The following is a 16804-nucleotide window of genomic DNA, read 5'->3' as shown; positions in this document are numbered from 1 at the left end:
GAAATGAAGGCGCGTCCATTGCCCTGAAATATCCGTGAAATCCTGGATTTGAAACGCCGTACCGACAGCGGAAAAATAATGTACCCCTTCAGTGAATATAAAAACTACCGGTTTTTTTGACTACTCCTGCACCATTCCGCGTAAATATCATACTTTCTTCTTCGGAGATGGAGGTGACGTCTTCCTGCTTGGAAAATCCCAGGGACCAGTGCTCCCTTCTTGGAAATACATCATCATTTCAGAAAACTGCATATCCGTAAATGCCGTCTCGATGCTCGCAAGGGAAAACTACCGGTGTTTTACTACCGTGGAAACGGGAGGCTGCGCGGGTATCAACCGCTCTTGATGGCAGTGACGGGGCGTCCAAGCGGTTTCTCGGCGTCTACATCGTCAGATGGCTTGCAATGGCAGGGGTACGTAAAGCGCCTGTATCCGGCTCTTGATATCCGTTGCTGCCGGCGGTCTGGGCTCATGAAGTTATCGGGGGAATATTCCTGACGCATGCCGCCCCGTGTTTTTTCTGGAGGAACCGTTTTTCAGCTCAGGGACTGGAGGGCCTCCTTTGTGAACTGGCGGATTTCCTTTTCCCGTGAATGGTGGACTTTCTGCGCCCACTCCGCATCCGCCAGCAGGGCGCGCCCCACGGCAATGAGGTCGAACTCGCCTGCCTGCATCCGTTCCACAAGAGGGTCGATGCTGGCGGCTTCCGCCTCCGGGCCGCCGTCGAAAACATTCGTGAATTCCCGGTTAAGCCCCACAGAGCCGACGGAAATGGCCGGCTTGCCCGTAAGCTTCTTGGTCCAGCCTGCCAGATTAAGGCGGGAGCCTTCAAACTCCGGTTCCCAGAACCGGCGGGTGGAACAGTCGAAGATGTCCACGCCCGCTTCCGTCAGGGGCGTCAGGAAATCTTCCAGTTCCACGGGCGTGCGCGCCAGCTTGGCGTCGTAATGCCCGGTTTTCCATTGGGAGAAGCGGAAAATAATGGGGAACTGGCTGCCTACCGCCTTGCGGACGGCATGGATGATACGGCTGGCAAAGCGGGTGCGCCCTACCAGGTCTCCTCCGTACTCGTCCGTTCTTTTGTTGGTTTCCTTCCAGAAAAACTGGTCGATCAGGTAGCCGTGGGCTCCGTGAATCTCCACACCGTCGAATCCCAGTCTTTTGGCGTCCGCGGCCGCACGGGCAAAGGCATCTATCACCTCTTCTATCTTGGCGGCGCTCATGGGGTCCGTCGTCTGCTGGAGCGTATTCACGTCAATGCCGGAAGGCCCGATGGGCGGAAGTTCCGGGTTGGGAAGGTTCTCTCCCTTGAATGGCCGCGCCATGCCCACGTGCCAGAGCTGTGGGGCTATCTTGCAATCCGTCGTGTGGACGGCTTCCAGCACTTTTTTCCAGCCCCGGAGCGGCGCGCCGCCGAAAAAATTGGGATAGTTGGAGGAAGGGGAGGCGCTCGGCTCGTCAATAAACGTACCTTCCGTGATGATGAGGCCCACTTCATGTTTGGCCCGGCGCTGGTAGTAGGCGGCCACCTCGTCCGTGGGCACGCCGCCGGGGGAAAATCCCCGGGTCATGGCCGGCAGGACGATGCGCGTGGGGGTATCAAGCTTGCGTGAATGGAAGGGCTGGAACAGAATTTCCATGTCCCTGATCTTGAGTTCATCCTGTGTATTCATGAAATGGAGGCTGTGGTGGATGGGCCGGACTGCAGAGTGCGCCGGACATGTACAGGAATGAGACAACTCCCGGCGCGCTCCTGTTCATCCCCGTTCCGGGCATGGGGGAATTCCCGTGTACGCTGCCTTCCCTCCTTTATTTCTGAGAAAGCGCCAGAAAATTGCGCAGCATGAGGCTTCCGGACGGAGTCAGGATGGATTCCGGATGAAACTGGATGCCGTACAGGGGGCGGGTCCGGTGCCGGATGGCCTGGATATGGCCCCGGCCGTCCTCCGCCGTGACAATCAGCTCATCCGGCCAGGACTCCCGTGACAGGCGCCAGGAATGGTACAGGCCCGCGGGGAACTCCTCCGGAAGCCCGGCAAAAAGGGGAGACGGGCCGGAGCGGCGTATCTGCGCCCGCGCTCCGTGGAGCGGGCTGGGGAGTTGTTCCAGAGCGGCTCCGAAGCAGACGCCTAGGATCTGATGTCCCAGGCAGACCCCCAGCACCGGAATATCCGGCGGCAGGCGGCGCAGCAGGCGGAAGGTAGCCCGGTGGCAGAAATCGTGTACCACGCCCGGACCGGGGGAGAGGATGACTTTTTCCCCCTTCCGCACCGCTTCTTCCAGGCCGGGAAAATCATTGGGAACTACGCGCGGAACGGCCATGCCTGTAGTTGCGGCCAGTTCCGCGAGGTTCCAGGTGAAGGAATCCCGGTGATCGATGATCCAGACGTTCGGTTGACTCATGACGCGCACATGATAAAGTAAATCCCGCCAATGTACACACGGGAAGAAACCATCCGCCGCATGAATGTTCTGGGCCGGTCCGGCACTCCCTTTTTTTTCGTGATTTCCTATGATTTGGAGCACAATCTCCTGTTTGAAAAGGAAGGTGCGGGGCACGGCCGCTCTGCGGCTTTTTCCCTTCCGCTGGGGGAATATGGAGCATGGGGAAACAGCCCTCCCCTCCCGGAGCAAATCCGGTTTGAGCCCGTTCCCTGTCCCGTGGACTGGTATGTTTCGGCTTTCTCTTCCGTGCGTGCCCACCTGCTGCGCGGCGATTCTTATTTGCTCAACCTGTGCGTGGCCACTCCGGTGAAGACGAATTTGACGCTTTCCCACCTGTTCCGGTTCGCCCAGGCTCCGTACAGGATGTTTCTGGGGCCGGACGCCTCCGCTGCCGGAGTGCATGGCCGCGCCTGCTCCTGCTTTTCCCCAGAACCGTTTGTGAGGGTGCGGGGGCGGGAAATCTCCACGTTTCCCATGAAGGGAACGGCAGATGCCGCCACTCTGGAAGCCCGGCGCTGGCTGGAGGAGGATGAAAAGGAAAATCGTGAATCCGCCACCATTGTGGACCTGATGCGGAACGACCTTTCCATGGTGGCTTCCCGGGTGCAGGTGAAACGCTACCGCTATATCAGCCCCGTGGAAACGCGTGGAGGGACGATTCTGCAATGCAGTTCCGAAATCGGCGGCGTTTTGCCGGAAAACTGGCCTTCCCGCCTGGGGGAGATCATAATGGCGTTGCTCCCCGCCGGAAGCGTGACGGGCGCGCCGAAGGAAGCCACCTGCCGCGCCATTGCGGAGGCGGAAGACATGGAGCGCGGATTTTATACGGGAATATTCGGCTTTTTCAACGGAAGGGACCTGGACTCCGCCGTAGCCATCCGCTTCATGGAGGAGGACGGGGCGAACCTTGTCTATAAAAGCGGAGGGGGCATCACCGTGATGAGCCGGATGGAAGATGAATACCGGGAAGCAATTGCCAAAGTCTATGTGCCGTTTGATCTTTGAAACCGTGAAGTGGGCGGACGGAGCGCCCCGCCTGCTTCCCTGGCATCAGGCAAGGGTGGAGAGGGCGATGAGCCTGTACGGCGTGGCAGGCGCGCCCGTGCCGGATTTGGAGGCCGTGCTGGCTTCCTGTCCAGGCCCCGGCAGCGGCATCTATAAATGCCACATTACCTACGACACTCAGGGACGGGTGAAAGCCCCCGTATTTGCACCCTACCGCCCCCGCAGGGTGAAAAAACTGGTGTGTGTGGAAGCTCCGCACCTGGATTACTCCTGCAAGTGGGAGGACAGGACGGCACTGGAGGCCGTGGGTGCGGGATTGGGCGGGGATGAGGAAGCCCTCATTCTCCGGAACGGCTTGGTGACGGATACCCGCTACAGCAACGTCGCATTCGGGAACGGCTCCCACTGGGTGGCTCCGGAGACCTTCCTGCTGCCGGGCACCAAGCGCGCGTTCCTGCTGGAACGGGGGAGGATGGAATGCCGCCCCCTGAAAGCGGAGGACGTGAAAAAGTTCCACTTTTGTTCTTTGGTCAACGCCATGCTGGACCCCGGCGATGTGGTGGTGCGTACGGAAGACATTCTTCTTCCCTGAGCGATCCTTGTCATTGTTGAAAACGCCGTTCCCGGTCAGGGGACGGGCGGCATGAAGCCGGAACAATCCCTGCCGGAGGACGGCCTTTTCCGGATAAAAACGGCTGTCCTGGGATAACAGGACAGCCGTTTGAATAGGGGGAACTTTTATTTTTCCGTCAAATGGCGCCGCAGTAGTGAGCGCAGCACCACATGGCGCGGGGATGGTGGAAGAAGGACTTCCAGAGACTGCCCTTAAGGGTGTTTGCCTTGGAGCCGTCCTTGTTCAGATAGCCGAACCAGTCGCCGTGCTGCACGTCCTGGAAATGGGAGAAAGCCCAGTTGTGCACCATGTTGTGCCGGATGGCGTAGCGCTCTTCTCCGGTAAGCTTGTAGGCGAGCGTCATGGCGATGAGCGCTTCGTCGTGCGGCCACCAGAACTTCATGTTGTGCCAGTATTCCTGAACGGGCTTGCCGTACACGTCCGTGTAGTAGAGCAGGCCGCCGTTTTCCCGGTCCCAGCCTCGTTCAAAGGCCCAGTCGATCATGTCGCAGCCCACTTTGATCAATTCCGGATCATGGCCGCGGTAGCGGGCTTCCTCCAGAACGAACCAGCCTCCCTCGATGGTATGGCCGGGGTTCAATGTACGCTCGTCGAAGTGGTCAATGATGGAGCCGTCCGTTCCCACCACTTCCATCACGGCCTTGATGTCCGGCTTCATGAACAGGGTGCGCAGGTCGTGGATGCAGCGGTCGATCCACCCGGTGTAGAATCCGTCCTCGTCGCCCAGGTATTTGCGCATTTCCTGGGCGGTGGCCAACGTAATCATGCGCGTTCCCAGCCCGGTCGTGGGGCGGTTCCCGGTGAATTTTGGAGCCATTTTGCCGGGAGTGAAACACATGTCCGTGAAAATGTCGAACCAGTGCCGGGCCGCTTTGGCGGATTCCTCGCTGTCCACGGCTTTCGCATGGGCCGCAAAGGCGATGGCGGCAAAGGATTCGCTGTACGCGTAGCGGCGCTTGCGGATGGGAGTACCGTCCGCCGCCACATGGAAGTACATGCGGCCGTCGGAAGGGTCCACGCATTTGGTGGACAGGAAGGTCAGGGCGCTTTCCGCCCACTTGAGCCAGTCCGGATTTTTCTCCACGCTGTTGTACATGGTCAGCAGCATCCAGGCCATGCGGCCCTGGGCCCAGACGGACTTGTCCGTGTCTACCAGGGCACCGTCCGCGTCAAAGCAGTGGTAAAGGCCGCCGTTCTTCTCGTCGCAGGCGCGGGGGAACCAGAAGGGAAGCACGTCTTCCAAAAGCTGGCGGCGGTAGAATGCGCCCAGTGCGGGCATGTCAAGCGTTGCAGCCATAAGAAAAGGCAGTTCAGTTCATGGCCCACTGGAAGAAGCCGATGGCTTCCAGCTCGGAGCGGAGTTCCTTGAGCTGGTCCGCGGTCGGATTGCCTTGCGGCAGCCGCGCCGGACCCAGGTCCACGCCCAGCCAGCCCATCAGGGCCTTGGCGCATCCCATATAGCCCTTGGAGGCCAGGATGTTGATCATTTGCACGGACTTCCACTGGCAGTCCTTTGCCGTTTCCATGTCTCCCTTTTCAAAAGCCTTGATCAGGTTTTGGTACAGGGCCGGAGCAAAGTTGAAGGAACTGCCTACCGCTCCCTTGGCGCCGACGGACAGGGCCCCCGTGAACCATTCGTCCACTCCCCATGGAATATCCACGTTTTCGTCGTAATTCAGGGTGGTCTGGTACAGGGCCAGGTCCGGATTGGTGAATTTGATGCCTGCAAAATTCGGAATCTGCTCCTTGGCCAGCTTGATGAAATCGACCGGATTGAAGCGTACGCCCGTCAGCACGGGAATATCATAATAGTAATAAGGCAGGTCCGGAGCGCCGGAAGCGGCAAAGGCGCAGCATTCCACCAGGCGCTGAACCGTGGCGGGTTTGTAGTAGGAGGGGGCCAGGGAGCTGGTGGCTACAAATCCGCATTCCTGGGCGAAAGCGGCCAGTTCCCTGGCGTCCCAGACGCTGTTGGACCCGGTATGGGCGATCACCTGAACACCATGCTTGGCGGAGGCTTCCTTCCATGCGGAATAGATTTCCTTGCGTTCCGCAAGCTGCATGGAGGAGGACTCACCGGTGCTGCCGGTAATGAAAGCGAGCTTGATGCCCTGGGAGGCAAGCAGTTTGGCCTGGGCGTCTACACTGGAAGCGTTCAAAGAACCATCTGCCTTGAACGGTGTATGTACGGCGGCCACCAGGCCGTGAAGTTTCAGTGAGGTATTCATGTAGTATGAAAAGGTTCAAGCGGATGATGCCAGAGCATGTTTATGATGACAATCCCGGAATTTACAGACCACAAAAAAGACCACATGAAAAAACGGGCGTTTCCCCGAAAAAAACGCCCGTTTGGAGAAAATACGCCTTTAACGGTTAGCGGACAGCCTGTTGCTTGATGACGCCGAACATGGCCTTGGCCAGGGATTTGACGTGCGTCAGCAGCAGATCGCCGTCATAACACCAGATCATCACGCCGCCCAGCTTCTGGTTTTTTACGTATTGGCATTTTTTCTTGATCGTGGTGATGCCGTTGAAGTAGTGCTGCTGCCCGTCGATGATGCAGGTATCTGTTCCGGGCGCTATGTTGGGATAGAGCTGGATGACGGTGGAATAGCCTTTCTGGGCGTCCCAGTTGCGGTTGGAGCGCGTTTCATTCGTGTAAAACGGCAGTCCCATCACGATTTTGCAGTCCGGCACGTTTTTATTCCGCATGGTGTTCACGTCCGTCACCATGTCCGGATAGGTGGAATGCTGGCCGGCACGGTCATAGCTCATGACGTTGACGAAGTCCAGCAGGTCCATCATTTCCGAGGTAGGCGCCAGGTAATACGGATTGATGGCGGAACTCAGGGACATGCCGTTGGCACCCATGGCGGAACGGACTTCCCCCAGGAACAGGGAGAAATAATACCATTGGGTATCGTTGTCGGGATATTCCCAATCGATGTCAATGCCGTCAAAGCCCTTTTCCTTGGCAAAGGAAACCAGCTGACGGGCGAATTTGATCCGTTTTTCCGGATCGGCCGTTATGGCCGTCATGCCCGCATCGCAGTGGGCTACACCCAGAATGATCTTGCTGCCCCCAGTGCCGCGCAGGTTCTTGAGCTTGTCCAGTCCGTTCAGGAATTGTTCGTTGTTCTGTCCAGTCAGGTTCCCGTCAGTGTCACAGCCCACATTAAAGTAAATAAGGTCCGTGAAGGACTTGAAGTGCTGGGCATTCAATTGGTCGCGGTTCCATTGCATCAGGTTGGTGTGGCGGTAGTAGGGAACCACCCGGAACTGGTAGGGGTAAACCTGGGCGCAGCCTTCCGGGGAGGGATTGGAAACGGCGATGTTGGAGTCTTCCAGCAGGGCGACTCCGGTACAGGCGGCGTCCACCTTGTTCAGGCCGCGCGCCCTGGGGATAAGGTCCACGCACAGCCAGAAATAGTTGTCTCCGGGGGAGAGGGGATGGCTTCCTTCAAACTGGAGGGTTTTCGCGCCCTTGGAAATGGTGTTGAGGATGGGGACGGCGCGGCGGTTGGCCTGGCCCGAATTCGGGGAAAAGTACGGAGTGGTTCCGGATGCGAATATCTGCGCCTTGGCAATGTCGGCAACGGAGGTGGTTCCCGCCATGGAAAAGGTCATGCCTTTCAATATCTGGCTGGTTTCCGGGGCGGTTATCTTGATTTTCATGATGGCCTGGCTGACGCCCCCCGCGTACAGGACGGAGTGTGTCTGCTCGCAGGAGGCCGTGGCTGACGCCGCGCAAAGAGGGGCCGCGCCGCAAACGCCCAGGGCCAGGGCGCACAATGTCGGTTTAATGATGCTGTTCATGGTGGAAGGAAGTAAATGTTTTTAATGGAAACGCTTTCTTCTGGCAAGCATGCTCCCGGCCGCCAGAAGAAGCAGGATGGCGGTTGAAGGTTCCGGGACGCTGAGTCCGGTGGAAATCCAGTCCAGGTACAGGGCGTGGTTTTCATCCCAGCGCAGCTCCCAGCGGCCCAGTTCCAGTGAGGGGTCATAGCCTTCCAGCCCCAGATCGCCTACCGTGACCGTGGAGGAGTTGGAGAGGCCGGAAAGAGCCCCGGAAAATTCACCGTCTGTCCGTGTGACGCCGTCCGAATCCATGACCAGCCAGGACTGGTCGGTCTGCCATGGGCGGGCGGTGTAATCCACAGCGTTGTCATCAAGAGCCAGGCTGCCTCCCAGGGTCAGCATATCCGCATGCAGGACGAGTCCTACCTGTGCACCCTGTGAAAGGTCAATCGTGATGCCGTTGGACATATCAATGGCGGCGGCGGTAATGGAGAAGCTGCCTGTCCCCGCGCCGATGATGGAAACGTCGTTGCCCAGGGTCAGCGTGTCCGCGTTCAGGCTGCCGGTTCCCGTGATGGAAAACCGCGTGCCGTCCGCAAAGCTCACGTCCGCCGCATTCAAGGAGGATTGTTCGCCTATGTGAAGCGTTCCGCCGTTGACCGTGAAGGAAGTGCGCGAATCTTCCGCGATCCAGTCGGAAGACTGGTAGCCGTAGGAAGCCCCGTTGATGACGGAGAATGTGCCTCCGTGTACCGTGGTATTGGCCTTGATGCCGGACTGGCTGTCCACTCCGGACATGGAAACATCGCCTTCGGCCCCCGCTTCTTCGTTCACATTGATTTCTACAACGGAATCTTCCAGTGAGCTGATGCCGTCTTCAAAAAGAATCCGGTGCCCGGCTCCGGCATTGAAGGAGGCTGTGGCGCTGTCGTTAAAGTGAATCGCATTGCGTACGCTTCCATTCTGGGCCGTATTGCCGCGGAAAACGATGTCCGCATGGTCCGCCGCCAGTGTCAGGGTACCGCCGTTTTGCAGGTTGACGGCTCCTCCGTTGTCCTCCGCGCTATTGTTCTCGAACAGGACCGTATCCGTATTTCCGGAAATGGTGACGTTGCAGGCATCCAGGGCTCCCCCGTCATAGCCGGCGGTATTGCCGGAAAAGGTGACCTTTCCGGAATCGGAAACGGTGATGGCGTTATAGGCGGAAATGGCCCCTCCGTAGGTGGAGGCATGGTTACCTGAGAAGATGATGCTGTCCACGCTGGAGAAGGAAACGCTGCCGTCTGCGTAAATTCCGCCTCCACCTCCGTCCCCTGCCTGGTTGTCCGTTACGGTGAAGGAGACGGCCGTATCCACCGTCATGTCCATGCCGGTCCAGATCGCGCCTCCGGCGCCCGTCTCCGCGTTGTTGGAAGTGAAGGAAACGTTGCCGACGCCGGACCATTCCACGGTCTCAAAATCGTTGTTGATGGCGCCTCCGTTTTCTCCCGCCGTATTGCCGGAGAAGGAAATATCTTCCGCAATATTGGAAAATGCCAGGCTGCCCGTGGTGCCTCCCGCATGGATGGCGCCTCCGTGCGTCATGGCGGTGTTGCCCGCAAAGCTGATAGCGCCGGTATTGGTGAACAGAGCTCCCCCGGAAGCATAAATGGCCCCTCCGGATGCGGCGGAATCTCCCCGGACGCTATTGCCGCTGAACGTAAGGGCTCCCGTGCCACTGAACGTAACCGTGTCATTGGCCGCAATGGCGCCTGCTCCGTAAAGGGCGTCCGTATTCGTCATATCCGCCGCATTGTTGGAGAAAGTCAGATCACCGGTATTCTGGAAGGTGACGTTTTCCGAAAGAATGACCGCCCATTTGGCCCCGTAATTGTCAATGTTGATGCCGTGTCCTCCCGTGAAGGAAATGCTTTGACGCGTGTTGTTGTTTCCCCTGCCTCCTATCCAGCAGTTGACGGCGGCTCCCAGTGCGCCCAGATTCTGGTTCGTGGTCAGCGTAAAGACGGTATCCGTGTCCGTGACCACGCTCCCGGCCCAGGACTTGGCTCCCAATTCCAGTTCCGTGTGGGTCATGATGTTGAGCGTGCCCTTGTTGTTCTCCGTATTCAGGAGAATGCCCCCTTCATGCCAGTTGACTAGGCTGGCGTAGGAACTGCCCCCCATGTCCAGCGTGGCTCCGGAAACCACCTCAATGGTATTGTTCAGCGTGTGCCCGTTCATGGAAAGCAGGGCTCCAGAGGCGATGTTCACGCCGCCCAGGCCGGAGCCCGTGCCGAAGGCGTTGTCCACGTCAAGCGTCAGTTTGCCTGCATCCACCCGTACCACGCGGCCGGAGGAAATCGTATTGGCCCGTTTGATAACCAGTTCCCCGCTGCCGGATTTAATCAGACTCAACCCGGAAAAATTGGAGGTGGTCGGGGCCCCGTATTCGTTGGCCGTGTTCTTGTTGGCGAACTTCTGGTCGAAATTGAACACGGAATTTTCCCCGACGTCCAATTGCAGGGCACTTCCCGCGCCGGACTCGCAGACGATGGAATCAAAATTCTGTCCGTTGGAAGAACTCCAGGTAAATGTCTGGTTGGCTCCCAGTTCAATCACGGCGGTGGTGCCCCAGCCGGCAATGTAAATACCCCGGCTGCCCGTGCCTCCGGACTCGTAGCCCTGGGAGATAACGACGCGGCTGGTGGTGCCGGAGGAGAATTTAAGGGCGTAAAAATTATTCTGCAAACATCCCAGTGAGGCGGAATTATAACCGAACTGGTTCAGCTTAAGTGTTCCGCCGTTCAAGGTGATGGTAGGCTGCTCCCAATTGGATGCGTAGTTGGCGGCATGGAACAGGCGTCCTCCGCTGGCATCCAGAACCGCGCCGGAGGCAATGTTGATCTGCCCCCCCCCCGTAATATCCCGTGTACCTGTAAATACGAGGGTTCCTTCATTGATGTTCCAGGCTCCGTTCGCCGTATGCGTTCCGGATAAGGCAACCGTTCCGTTTCCCGTTTTGGTGAGCGTGGAGGAACCGCTCAGGCTGGTATCCCGGACAGTCCACCCATCTTCCTGATTGGTGGAGTTCAGGGTCAGCGCCGTTCCGGAGAGGGTGGCGGAACCTCCGTTGCTGCCGGAAGCGCTCCCGGCCAGAGTCAGGGAACCTCCGTTCAGCGTGACGGCCGCTCCCTCGTAAAGGAGGCCGGAGGCGCTGATGCCGCTGCCCACGGTAAGGGTGGAGCCGGTTCGGAACAGGGCGGTGTTGCCGTTAATCCAATCCGCGGAGCTGCCGTCCAGCAGCCACGCTCCGGAGTCCGTCCAGGAAGCGTTGCCGCCGTTCCAAGTATAGTCGGCGGCACAGGCAAAGGGAACAGAAATGCAGCCGGCGAAGATTCCGAACAGAAGCGAGATAATTTTCATGAAAAATGTATAAGAGGATGTTGTCAGACAAACAAAACGGGAAAACAAACCTGTTTTCCCGTAAAAAAAATAATTGCCATGTGGGGCCGGTATTCAGGCTCTGCGGCGGCAGCTCAGGGCAGCCAATCCCAGCATGCCTAAGGCGGCCGTTGCTGGTTCCGGTACGGGGAGGGCTGGATTGGCGGCCAGGGCCGCAATTTCATCGTGATTCAAGACGCCGGAATACAACTGGAGGTCATCCATGATAGTATCGGCCGTGGAAGCCAGTTTCAGAGATTGGGCATCCCCGGTGAAATTGACGCCGGAAGCGCTGATCCTGCGCTGTCCATCCAGATAAATGTTCAGCTCTCCAGCCTGGAAGGTAATGATGATATTGGAGAAGGAATCCCTGGAGATGGTCATGTTGGCCCAATTGCCCACGTTGCCGCCGCAATAGGCGGCCCATTCTCCGGCGCTGGAGGCGTCTCCGGAGTCCTTTTGAAGATACATGGTTTGCCCGCTTCCGGAAGTGAAGGTCAGCAGCCCTTTCCAAAGAGCGGTGGATTGGGAATGGCCGGGGGAGAAGTCCTTGACGGCAATGGAAAGGCTGAATCCATCCTCCGTATTCAGGCCCAGGCCGTTGTCGGCGGACCCCAATGTAAGCTGGCCACCGTCCGAACGGCTGTCGTATCCCTTTCCTTCATAACCGTCCGCATAATTGATCCAGCCACCGCCGCTGAATACGGCGGCGCCTGCCGTTTCTCCCGCCAGATTGTTGTCGTTCAGGGAAGACAGGTTGCCGTTGAGTTTGTTGAAATCATAATAATATTTAAGAGTGGCGGCCTGTACGTCCAGCCCGGAATAAAGCAGAGTGGCTGCAATAAATAAGGATTTTTTCATTTTTAATTCAGATTGTTAAAACCAAACAAAAAGATATTCGGATTTATAATCCGGAATATTTTTCAATGGGAGGAATCATGCTTTTCCCGTCGAATAGAAATTTCATATTCCGGGGAATCAACAAATTCACCTTGCTTTGAAACGGAAAATAAACTTATGACAGTGAGTCTATTCCATCATGTTCAAAACTCTGGATGACAAAAAAGAAAGAAGAAATCCTCATGTAAAGCACTTTTGGAATCTTTTGTTTACGCGATCCGAAATGCTTCTGTCCCCGGGAATACAGCTTTTGTTCATCAAGAGAGCTTTTAAACGCAACCTGTTTTATGTTAAAAATGTGGCTTGACTTTCGGATTATAAATCCGGTGCAGTCTGAAAAATATTGAAAATAAAAGGACTGCTCCGCCTGGATGACGGCGGAGCAGTCCTGAAGATAGGAAAAGGGATATTTCCCCGGATGGGTTATTTGACGGCAATCGTCTGCTCGCGGTCGGGTCCCACGCCTACGGTGGTGACGGGGCAGCCGATGAGTTCGCTCATGCGTTTGACGAACTTTTTGGCGTTTTCCGGAATCTCTTCCCAGGAGCGGCAGGAGGAAATGTCCTGGAGCCAGCCCGGCATGGTTTCATAGACGGGCTTGCAGCGTTCCCATTCGTCCACCGTGGCGGGCGGATAGGCCAGGATTTCCCCGTCCAGGTCATACCCTGTGCAGATTTTGATTTCCGGGCACTTGTCGTAGCCGTCCAGGTTGGTCATGGCCATTTCGTCAAAACCGTTGAACATGGCGGAGAAGTGGAGCAGCACGCCATCCGCCCAGCCGCAGCGGCGGGGGCGCCCGGTCGTAGCGCCGAATTCGCGGCCCATGCTGTGCAGGTGGTTGGAAATGTCCTCATCTTCCGTGACAAAGGGACCGGCTCCCACGCGGGTGGTATAGGCCTTGCAGACGCCAATGATGCGGTCGATCTTGTGGGGGGGGACTCCGGTGCCGGTGCAGGCCCCGGCAGAGGAAGTGTTGGAAGAGGTCACGAACGGATAGGTGCCGAAGTCCACATCCAGATAAGCTCCCTGGGCGCCTTCAAAGAGGATGCTCTTTCCGGAGGCAATGGCCTCATTCATGACTGGGATGGTGTTGGTGATATGCGGGCGCAGCACGTCCGCGGCGGCGCTGACTTCCTTCACCATTTCTTCCTCGTCCATGGCGGGAAGGCCCATGCGTTCCATTTCCGCGTTCGCCATTCTGATGCGGCGGCGCAATACTTCGTCAAAAATGGACGGATCACGCATGTCCGCCATGCGCACTCCGATGCGGCGGGCCTTGTCCGCGTACGTCGGGCCGATGCCGCGCTTGGTGGTGCCGATGGCTTTTTTGCCGAGGGCGGATTCCTGGGCAGCATCCATTTCCTTGTGGAAGGGGAGGACCACGTGGGCGCGGTCGGAGATGAGAAGGTTTTCACTGGTGATGGAAACGCCCTGGCCGCGGAGTTCGTTGATTTCCTCCACCAGGCCTACGGGGTCCAGTACGACGCCATTACCAATGACGCAGAGCTTGCCCGGCCACAGGATGCCGGAGGGGACAAGGTGCAGAATATACTTCTTCCCGTTGGCGATAACGGTATGGCCGGCATTGTTGCCGCCCTGGCCGCGGGCTACCACGTCGGCCGATTCCGTTAAGAAATCAATCATTTTGCCTTTGCCTTCGTCGCCCCATTGGGAGCCGATAATAATGGTATTCATGATAAAAATGGAACTCGAAGACCTTAATGATTTTCCTGCCGCATGGCAAGACAATCTTGTTAAGTTTTCCTGATTAAAGGAATAGGAATGCAGCCGCGCGGGCGTTAGCGGAAGTGCAGGGCGGAGCGGTGCGCCTCCGCCGGGACCAGGGTTTTCCAGATGTCCTCATCCGCGGCGATCATGCGCTGGATGTCTCGCGGCGTGTGGCGCAGCAGGTATTCGTTGAAGAAGGGGACGTCCACCACCAGTCCGTTGGCCAGGAAGTGCTGGTAAAGGTGCACGTACTGCTCCGGGGCGCGGAAGGTTCTGGCCGTGACGAATTCACCGGATTTGCGGTTGAGCCAGGGGGAGACGTACAGGCGCGTCTTGTTCTGGAAGGTGCGGCCGAAGGATTCCAGAATGCCGCCGGGAATGTCTTCCGTCCATTTTTCCTTGAACAGTTCGTTGAGCAGGCCAATGGAAAGGGCGATGGCGATGGGTTCCTTCGTGTAGCGGGCGAGTAGTTCCGACAGGTTGTCGAAACGCGGCATCTTGGTGATCAGCACATTTTTGCCCAGCGCCTTCAGGCTGTCCGCGCGGTCCAGGAATTCCAGATGGTCCACGTCTCCGCCGCGCAGCAGGTTGTTCATGGAAATCTCGCAGATTTCCATGCACCGGTCCGCCTGCGTCTCATTAATGTGGGTGAGGAAACATTTTTTCACCTGCGACATGACTTCCAGGTGCAAGTTGCAGACGGGGTTGAAACTGCCCCTCATCAGCACGATGGGGCGCTTGTACAGCACGTCCGCCGCCTGCGCCACCTGTCCGTTGGCCAGGAACAGGGTGGCCGGAGTCAGGCCGGACTTCACCAATTGCAAGGCAAAGAGGCGGTTGTCCACCATGGAGAAGCCGTGGCCTTCAAAGCGGACGACGTCTATTTCCACCAGCCGGGGGTCCAGGTTGTCCACCAGCGCTTCAATGAATTCCTCCAGCCGGTCCCTCTTGAAAAAGACGGCGTGCAGGATATTGACGCCCAGAATGCCCAGGTCCTTCATCTGGCTGTCGTGGTCAGGATCATTCAGACGCACGTGGATGATCAGGTCTGAGGGTTCGGCTTCCGGCTTCAACTGGAAGCGTACGCCTATCCAGCCGTTCCACGGGCCGTTGTCCCGGTAGCCTTTCACCTTTACCGTATTGCAGAAGGCAAAGAAACGGGTGTCCTTCCCGCGCTTGGGGCCCAGGCGGTTGATGAGCTGGGAGAATTCATAGTCCAGCATTCCCTTCAGGCGTTCCTCGGAAACGTAGCGCTTGACGGGGCCGTACAGCGTGTCGCTGACGGTCATGTCATAGGCGGAGATGGTCTTTGCCACAGTTCCGGCGGCGCCGGAAGCCCGGAAAAACCAGTTGGCAGTTTCCTGCCCGGCGCCGATTTCCGCAAAGGTCCCGTAAATGGAGGTCGCCAGATTGAGCTGGAGGGCCTTGTCCTGTGTTTGCGCTAATGCCTTGGAACTCATGAGAAACAGGTAATCCGGTTAATATTGTCGGTCGTTTTTGGGAAGAAGCTTCCGGGTAGTGTCGCTCATCCAGCCGGGAAACTCCACCCTGTCTATGATGACGGATTGGCTGCCGGGGAGGTCCGCCGGATAATGAATGGAGATGCAGGCACGCACGGCGCCGTTGTAAAGCAATTTGGTCAGTTCCAGCGCCAGCGGAGAATATCTGTCCACATAGGCGTTCAGACGTTCTCCGTTAGGGAATTCCAGCGTAAAGGCAATGTAGGCGCTATTGCGGTAGCTTTCCGGGGCGGATTCTTCCAGGAACGGAGCTGCGTAATGGCTGGACATGCTGATGGTCACCCTCACCGGAACAGGAGAAGAAGGGCGCTTTTCCTTCAATTCATCCGGGAAAAGGGAGGAATAGCCTTCCCACGCCTCCCAGTCCAGCTTCCATTTTTTGGAGTCGTGGTCATACAGGAATACGGCCGGGCGCATCGTATTGTCGTCCATCAGCACGGGAATCTGGAGCAGGTCGCCATTCTTGGAGCTCTTTCCCGGTTCGTGGGGCAGGTAATCCTTGTAATGGGCGTACTTGGCCCAGTGCGCCATCTTTGGACGCGTGGCGGCGGGAGAGATAACATGGTTGAGCCGTTCTTCGTCGGATCCTGCCATGCAGTACAGGGCCAGTTCATTCATGGCGGCCGCGATGTGTCTGGCTACGGATTCAGCTTCGCGGTCCTCCTCCCTGCGGTGTCGGAAAGCCATTTGATATTGTTCCGCCTTTTTTTTCAGGGCCTGCATCATGGCGTCATCCGCTTCAGTAGAGAAATCAGCCTCATGATCCACGAATTTTTCCGAGATGTTCAGAATCTTGCCGTCTTCCGCCTCCAGGTCATTACCTCGGAGGAACATGAAGACGCCCAGAACGGCGAGAACCAGTCCGGAGATAAACAGCCAGATATGCCAGGTGGTTTTGCGCTTCTCCCCGGCAGTTCCGCCTGAGGGGGAATTGTATTCGGGCAATTCTTGCGCCAGGGCGGAGGTGCCTGCCGTGGCGATGGCCGGAGATTCTTCTTTCCGTTCCCCACGCTTGCGGATTTTCGTGGTGTTCCGTTCCGGTGCGGAAGGCGCTTTTCTGGACCGGGGGATGTTCCGCACATCCGTCTTCTTTTGCGGTGAAGGAAGATATTCGGAAACCGGGGGGCGTGGGTGTTTTTCTTCTTCCGTTTCCGGTCCGGATGGCGTTGTCTCTTTATCTTGCCTTGCTTTTGATACGGTTTCCGGCTGTTTTACGTCCCGGGCGGCTGTAATGATGGAGCTGCAGACGGGGCACCTGACCTGACGGCCCAGGAAGGAAGTCTTGACGGCAAAAAGATTGCCGCATGCCGGGCATGAGCAGGCTACCGTATCCTGGGGAAGGGATGACATGGGG

General features: G+C 57.6%; 12 protein-coding genes. 2 read left to right on the top strand and 10 right to left on the bottom strand.

Annotated features, from left to right (window positions below; translation table 11 throughout):
* Positions 1–536 precede the first annotated feature (536 nt).
* Both V3C20_RS12595 and V3C20_RS12590 read right to left on the bottom strand, forming a co-directional pair.
* Complete coding sequence (locus V3C20_RS12595) at positions 537–1673, bottom strand: NADH:flavin oxidoreductase (RefSeq protein WP_130082615.1); 1137 nt, start codon at positions 1671–1673, stop codon at positions 537–539.
* A gap of 136 nt (positions 1674–1809) precedes the next feature.
* A complete protein-coding gene (locus V3C20_RS12590; RefSeq protein WP_130082616.1) occupies positions 1810–2403 on the bottom strand; it encodes an aminodeoxychorismate/anthranilate synthase component II in 594 nt (197 codons plus the stop codon).
* 30 nt (positions 2404–2433) lie between these two features.
* Between V3C20_RS12590 and V3C20_RS12585 the strand changes: the two genes are divergently transcribed.
* Complete coding sequence (locus V3C20_RS12585; RefSeq protein WP_130082617.1) at positions 2434–3450, top strand: aminodeoxychorismate synthase component I; 1017 nt, start codon at positions 2434–2436, stop codon at positions 3448–3450.
* Positions 3440–4042, top strand: a complete 603-nt coding sequence (locus tag V3C20_RS12580) for a 4-amino-4-deoxychorismate lyase (RefSeq protein ID WP_149873729.1) — start codon at positions 3440–3442, stop codon at positions 4040–4042. Before V3C20_RS12585 ends, V3C20_RS12580 begins: the two co-directional genes overlap by 11 nt.
* Positions 4043–4199: 157 nt before the next feature.
* Here the strand turns inward: V3C20_RS12580 and V3C20_RS12575 are convergent, their stop codons facing one another.
* The 8 genes from V3C20_RS12575 to V3C20_RS12540 all read right to left on the bottom strand — a co-directional run bounded on the left by V3C20_RS12575 (position 4200) and on the right by V3C20_RS12540 (position 16800).
* The gene (locus tag V3C20_RS12575; RefSeq protein ID WP_130082619.1) at positions 4200–5381 is read right to left on the bottom strand and encodes an AGE family epimerase/isomerase; all 1182 of its coding nucleotides are present in this window, start codon (positions 5379–5381) and stop codon (positions 4200–4202) included.
* 13 nt (positions 5382–5394) lie between these two features.
* Positions 5395–6312, bottom strand: coding sequence for a dihydrodipicolinate synthase family protein (locus tag V3C20_RS12570; protein ID WP_130082620.1), 918 nt, complete (start codon positions 6310–6312; stop codon positions 5395–5397).
* Positions 6313–6457: 145 nt separating this feature from the next.
* Positions 6458–7900 carry a glycosyl hydrolase family 18 protein gene (locus tag V3C20_RS12565; protein ID WP_130082621.1) on the bottom strand — a complete coding sequence of 481 codons (1443 nt, stop codon included), beginning with the start codon at positions 7898–7900 and terminating at the stop codon, positions 6458–6460.
* A 21-nt stretch (positions 7901–7921) separates the two neighbouring features.
* Complete coding sequence (locus V3C20_RS12560; protein WP_130082622.1) at positions 7922–11284, bottom strand: PEP-CTERM sorting domain-containing protein; 3363 nt, start codon at positions 11282–11284, stop codon at positions 7922–7924.
* Between the two features lie 93 nt (positions 11285–11377).
* Complete coding sequence (locus tag V3C20_RS12555; protein WP_130082623.1) at positions 11378–12163, bottom strand: LamG-like jellyroll fold domain-containing protein; 786 nt, start codon at positions 12161–12163, stop codon at positions 11378–11380.
* Positions 12164–12625: 462 nt separating this feature from the next.
* Positions 12626–13897, bottom strand: coding sequence for an adenylosuccinate synthase (locus V3C20_RS12550; protein WP_130082624.1), 1272 nt, complete (start codon positions 13895–13897; stop codon positions 12626–12628).
* A 104-nt stretch (positions 13898–14001) separates the two neighbouring features.
* Positions 14002–15390, bottom strand: coding sequence for a TonB-dependent receptor (locus V3C20_RS12545; RefSeq protein ID WP_130082625.1), 1389 nt, complete (start codon positions 15388–15390; stop codon positions 14002–14004).
* 18 nt (positions 15391–15408) lie between these two features.
* Positions 15409–16800, bottom strand: a complete 1392-nt coding sequence (locus V3C20_RS12540) for a hypothetical protein (RefSeq protein WP_130082626.1) — start codon at positions 16798–16800, stop codon at positions 15409–15411.
* Positions 16801–16804 lie beyond the last annotated feature (4 nt).

This window comes from Akkermansia sp. RCC_12PD (assembly GCF_036417355.1).
Classification (GTDB): Bacteria; Verrucomicrobiota; Verrucomicrobiia; order Verrucomicrobiales; family Akkermansiaceae; genus Akkermansia.
The sequence above is the reverse complement of the archived record's forward strand: the minus strand, read 5'-3'. Positions and strand labels throughout refer to the sequence as shown.

Coding starts and splice junctions, on each gene's coding strand:
- V3C20_RS12595 (WP_130082615.1), bottom strand. CDS start 1,673: ATGAATACACAGGATGAACTCAAGATCAGGGACATGGAAATTCTGTTC.
- V3C20_RS12565 (WP_130082621.1), bottom strand. CDS start 7,900: ATGAACAGCATCATTAAACCGACATTGTGCGCCCTGGCCCTGGGCGTT.
- V3C20_RS12560 (WP_130082622.1), bottom strand. CDS start 11,284: ATGAAAATTATCTCGCTTCTGTTCGGAATCTTCGCCGGCTGCATTTCT.
- V3C20_RS12570 (WP_130082620.1), bottom strand. CDS start 6,312: ATGAATACCTCACTGAAACTTCACGGCCTGGTGGCCGCCGTACATACA.
- V3C20_RS12540 (WP_130082626.1), bottom strand. CDS start 16,800: ATGTCATCCCTTCCCCAGGATACGGTAGCCTGCTCATGCCCGGCATGC.
- V3C20_RS12585 (WP_130082617.1), top strand. CDS start 2,434: ATGTACACACGGGAAGAAACCATCCGCCGCATGAATGTTCTGGGCCGG.
- V3C20_RS12555 (WP_130082623.1), bottom strand. CDS start 12,163: ATGAAAAAATCCTTATTTATTGCAGCCACTCTGCTTTATTCCGGGCTG.
- V3C20_RS12575 (WP_130082619.1), bottom strand. CDS start 5,381: ATGGCTGCAACGCTTGACATGCCCGCACTGGGCGCATTCTACCGCCGC.
- V3C20_RS12545 (WP_130082625.1), bottom strand. CDS start 15,390: ATGAGTTCCAAGGCATTAGCGCAAACACAGGACAAGGCCCTCCAGCTC.
- V3C20_RS12590 (WP_130082616.1), bottom strand. CDS start 2,403: ATGAGTCAACCGAACGTCTGGATCATCGATCACCGGGATTCCTTCACC.
- V3C20_RS12550 (WP_130082624.1), bottom strand. CDS start 13,897: ATGAATACCATTATTATCGGCTCCCAATGGGGCGACGAAGGCAAAGGC.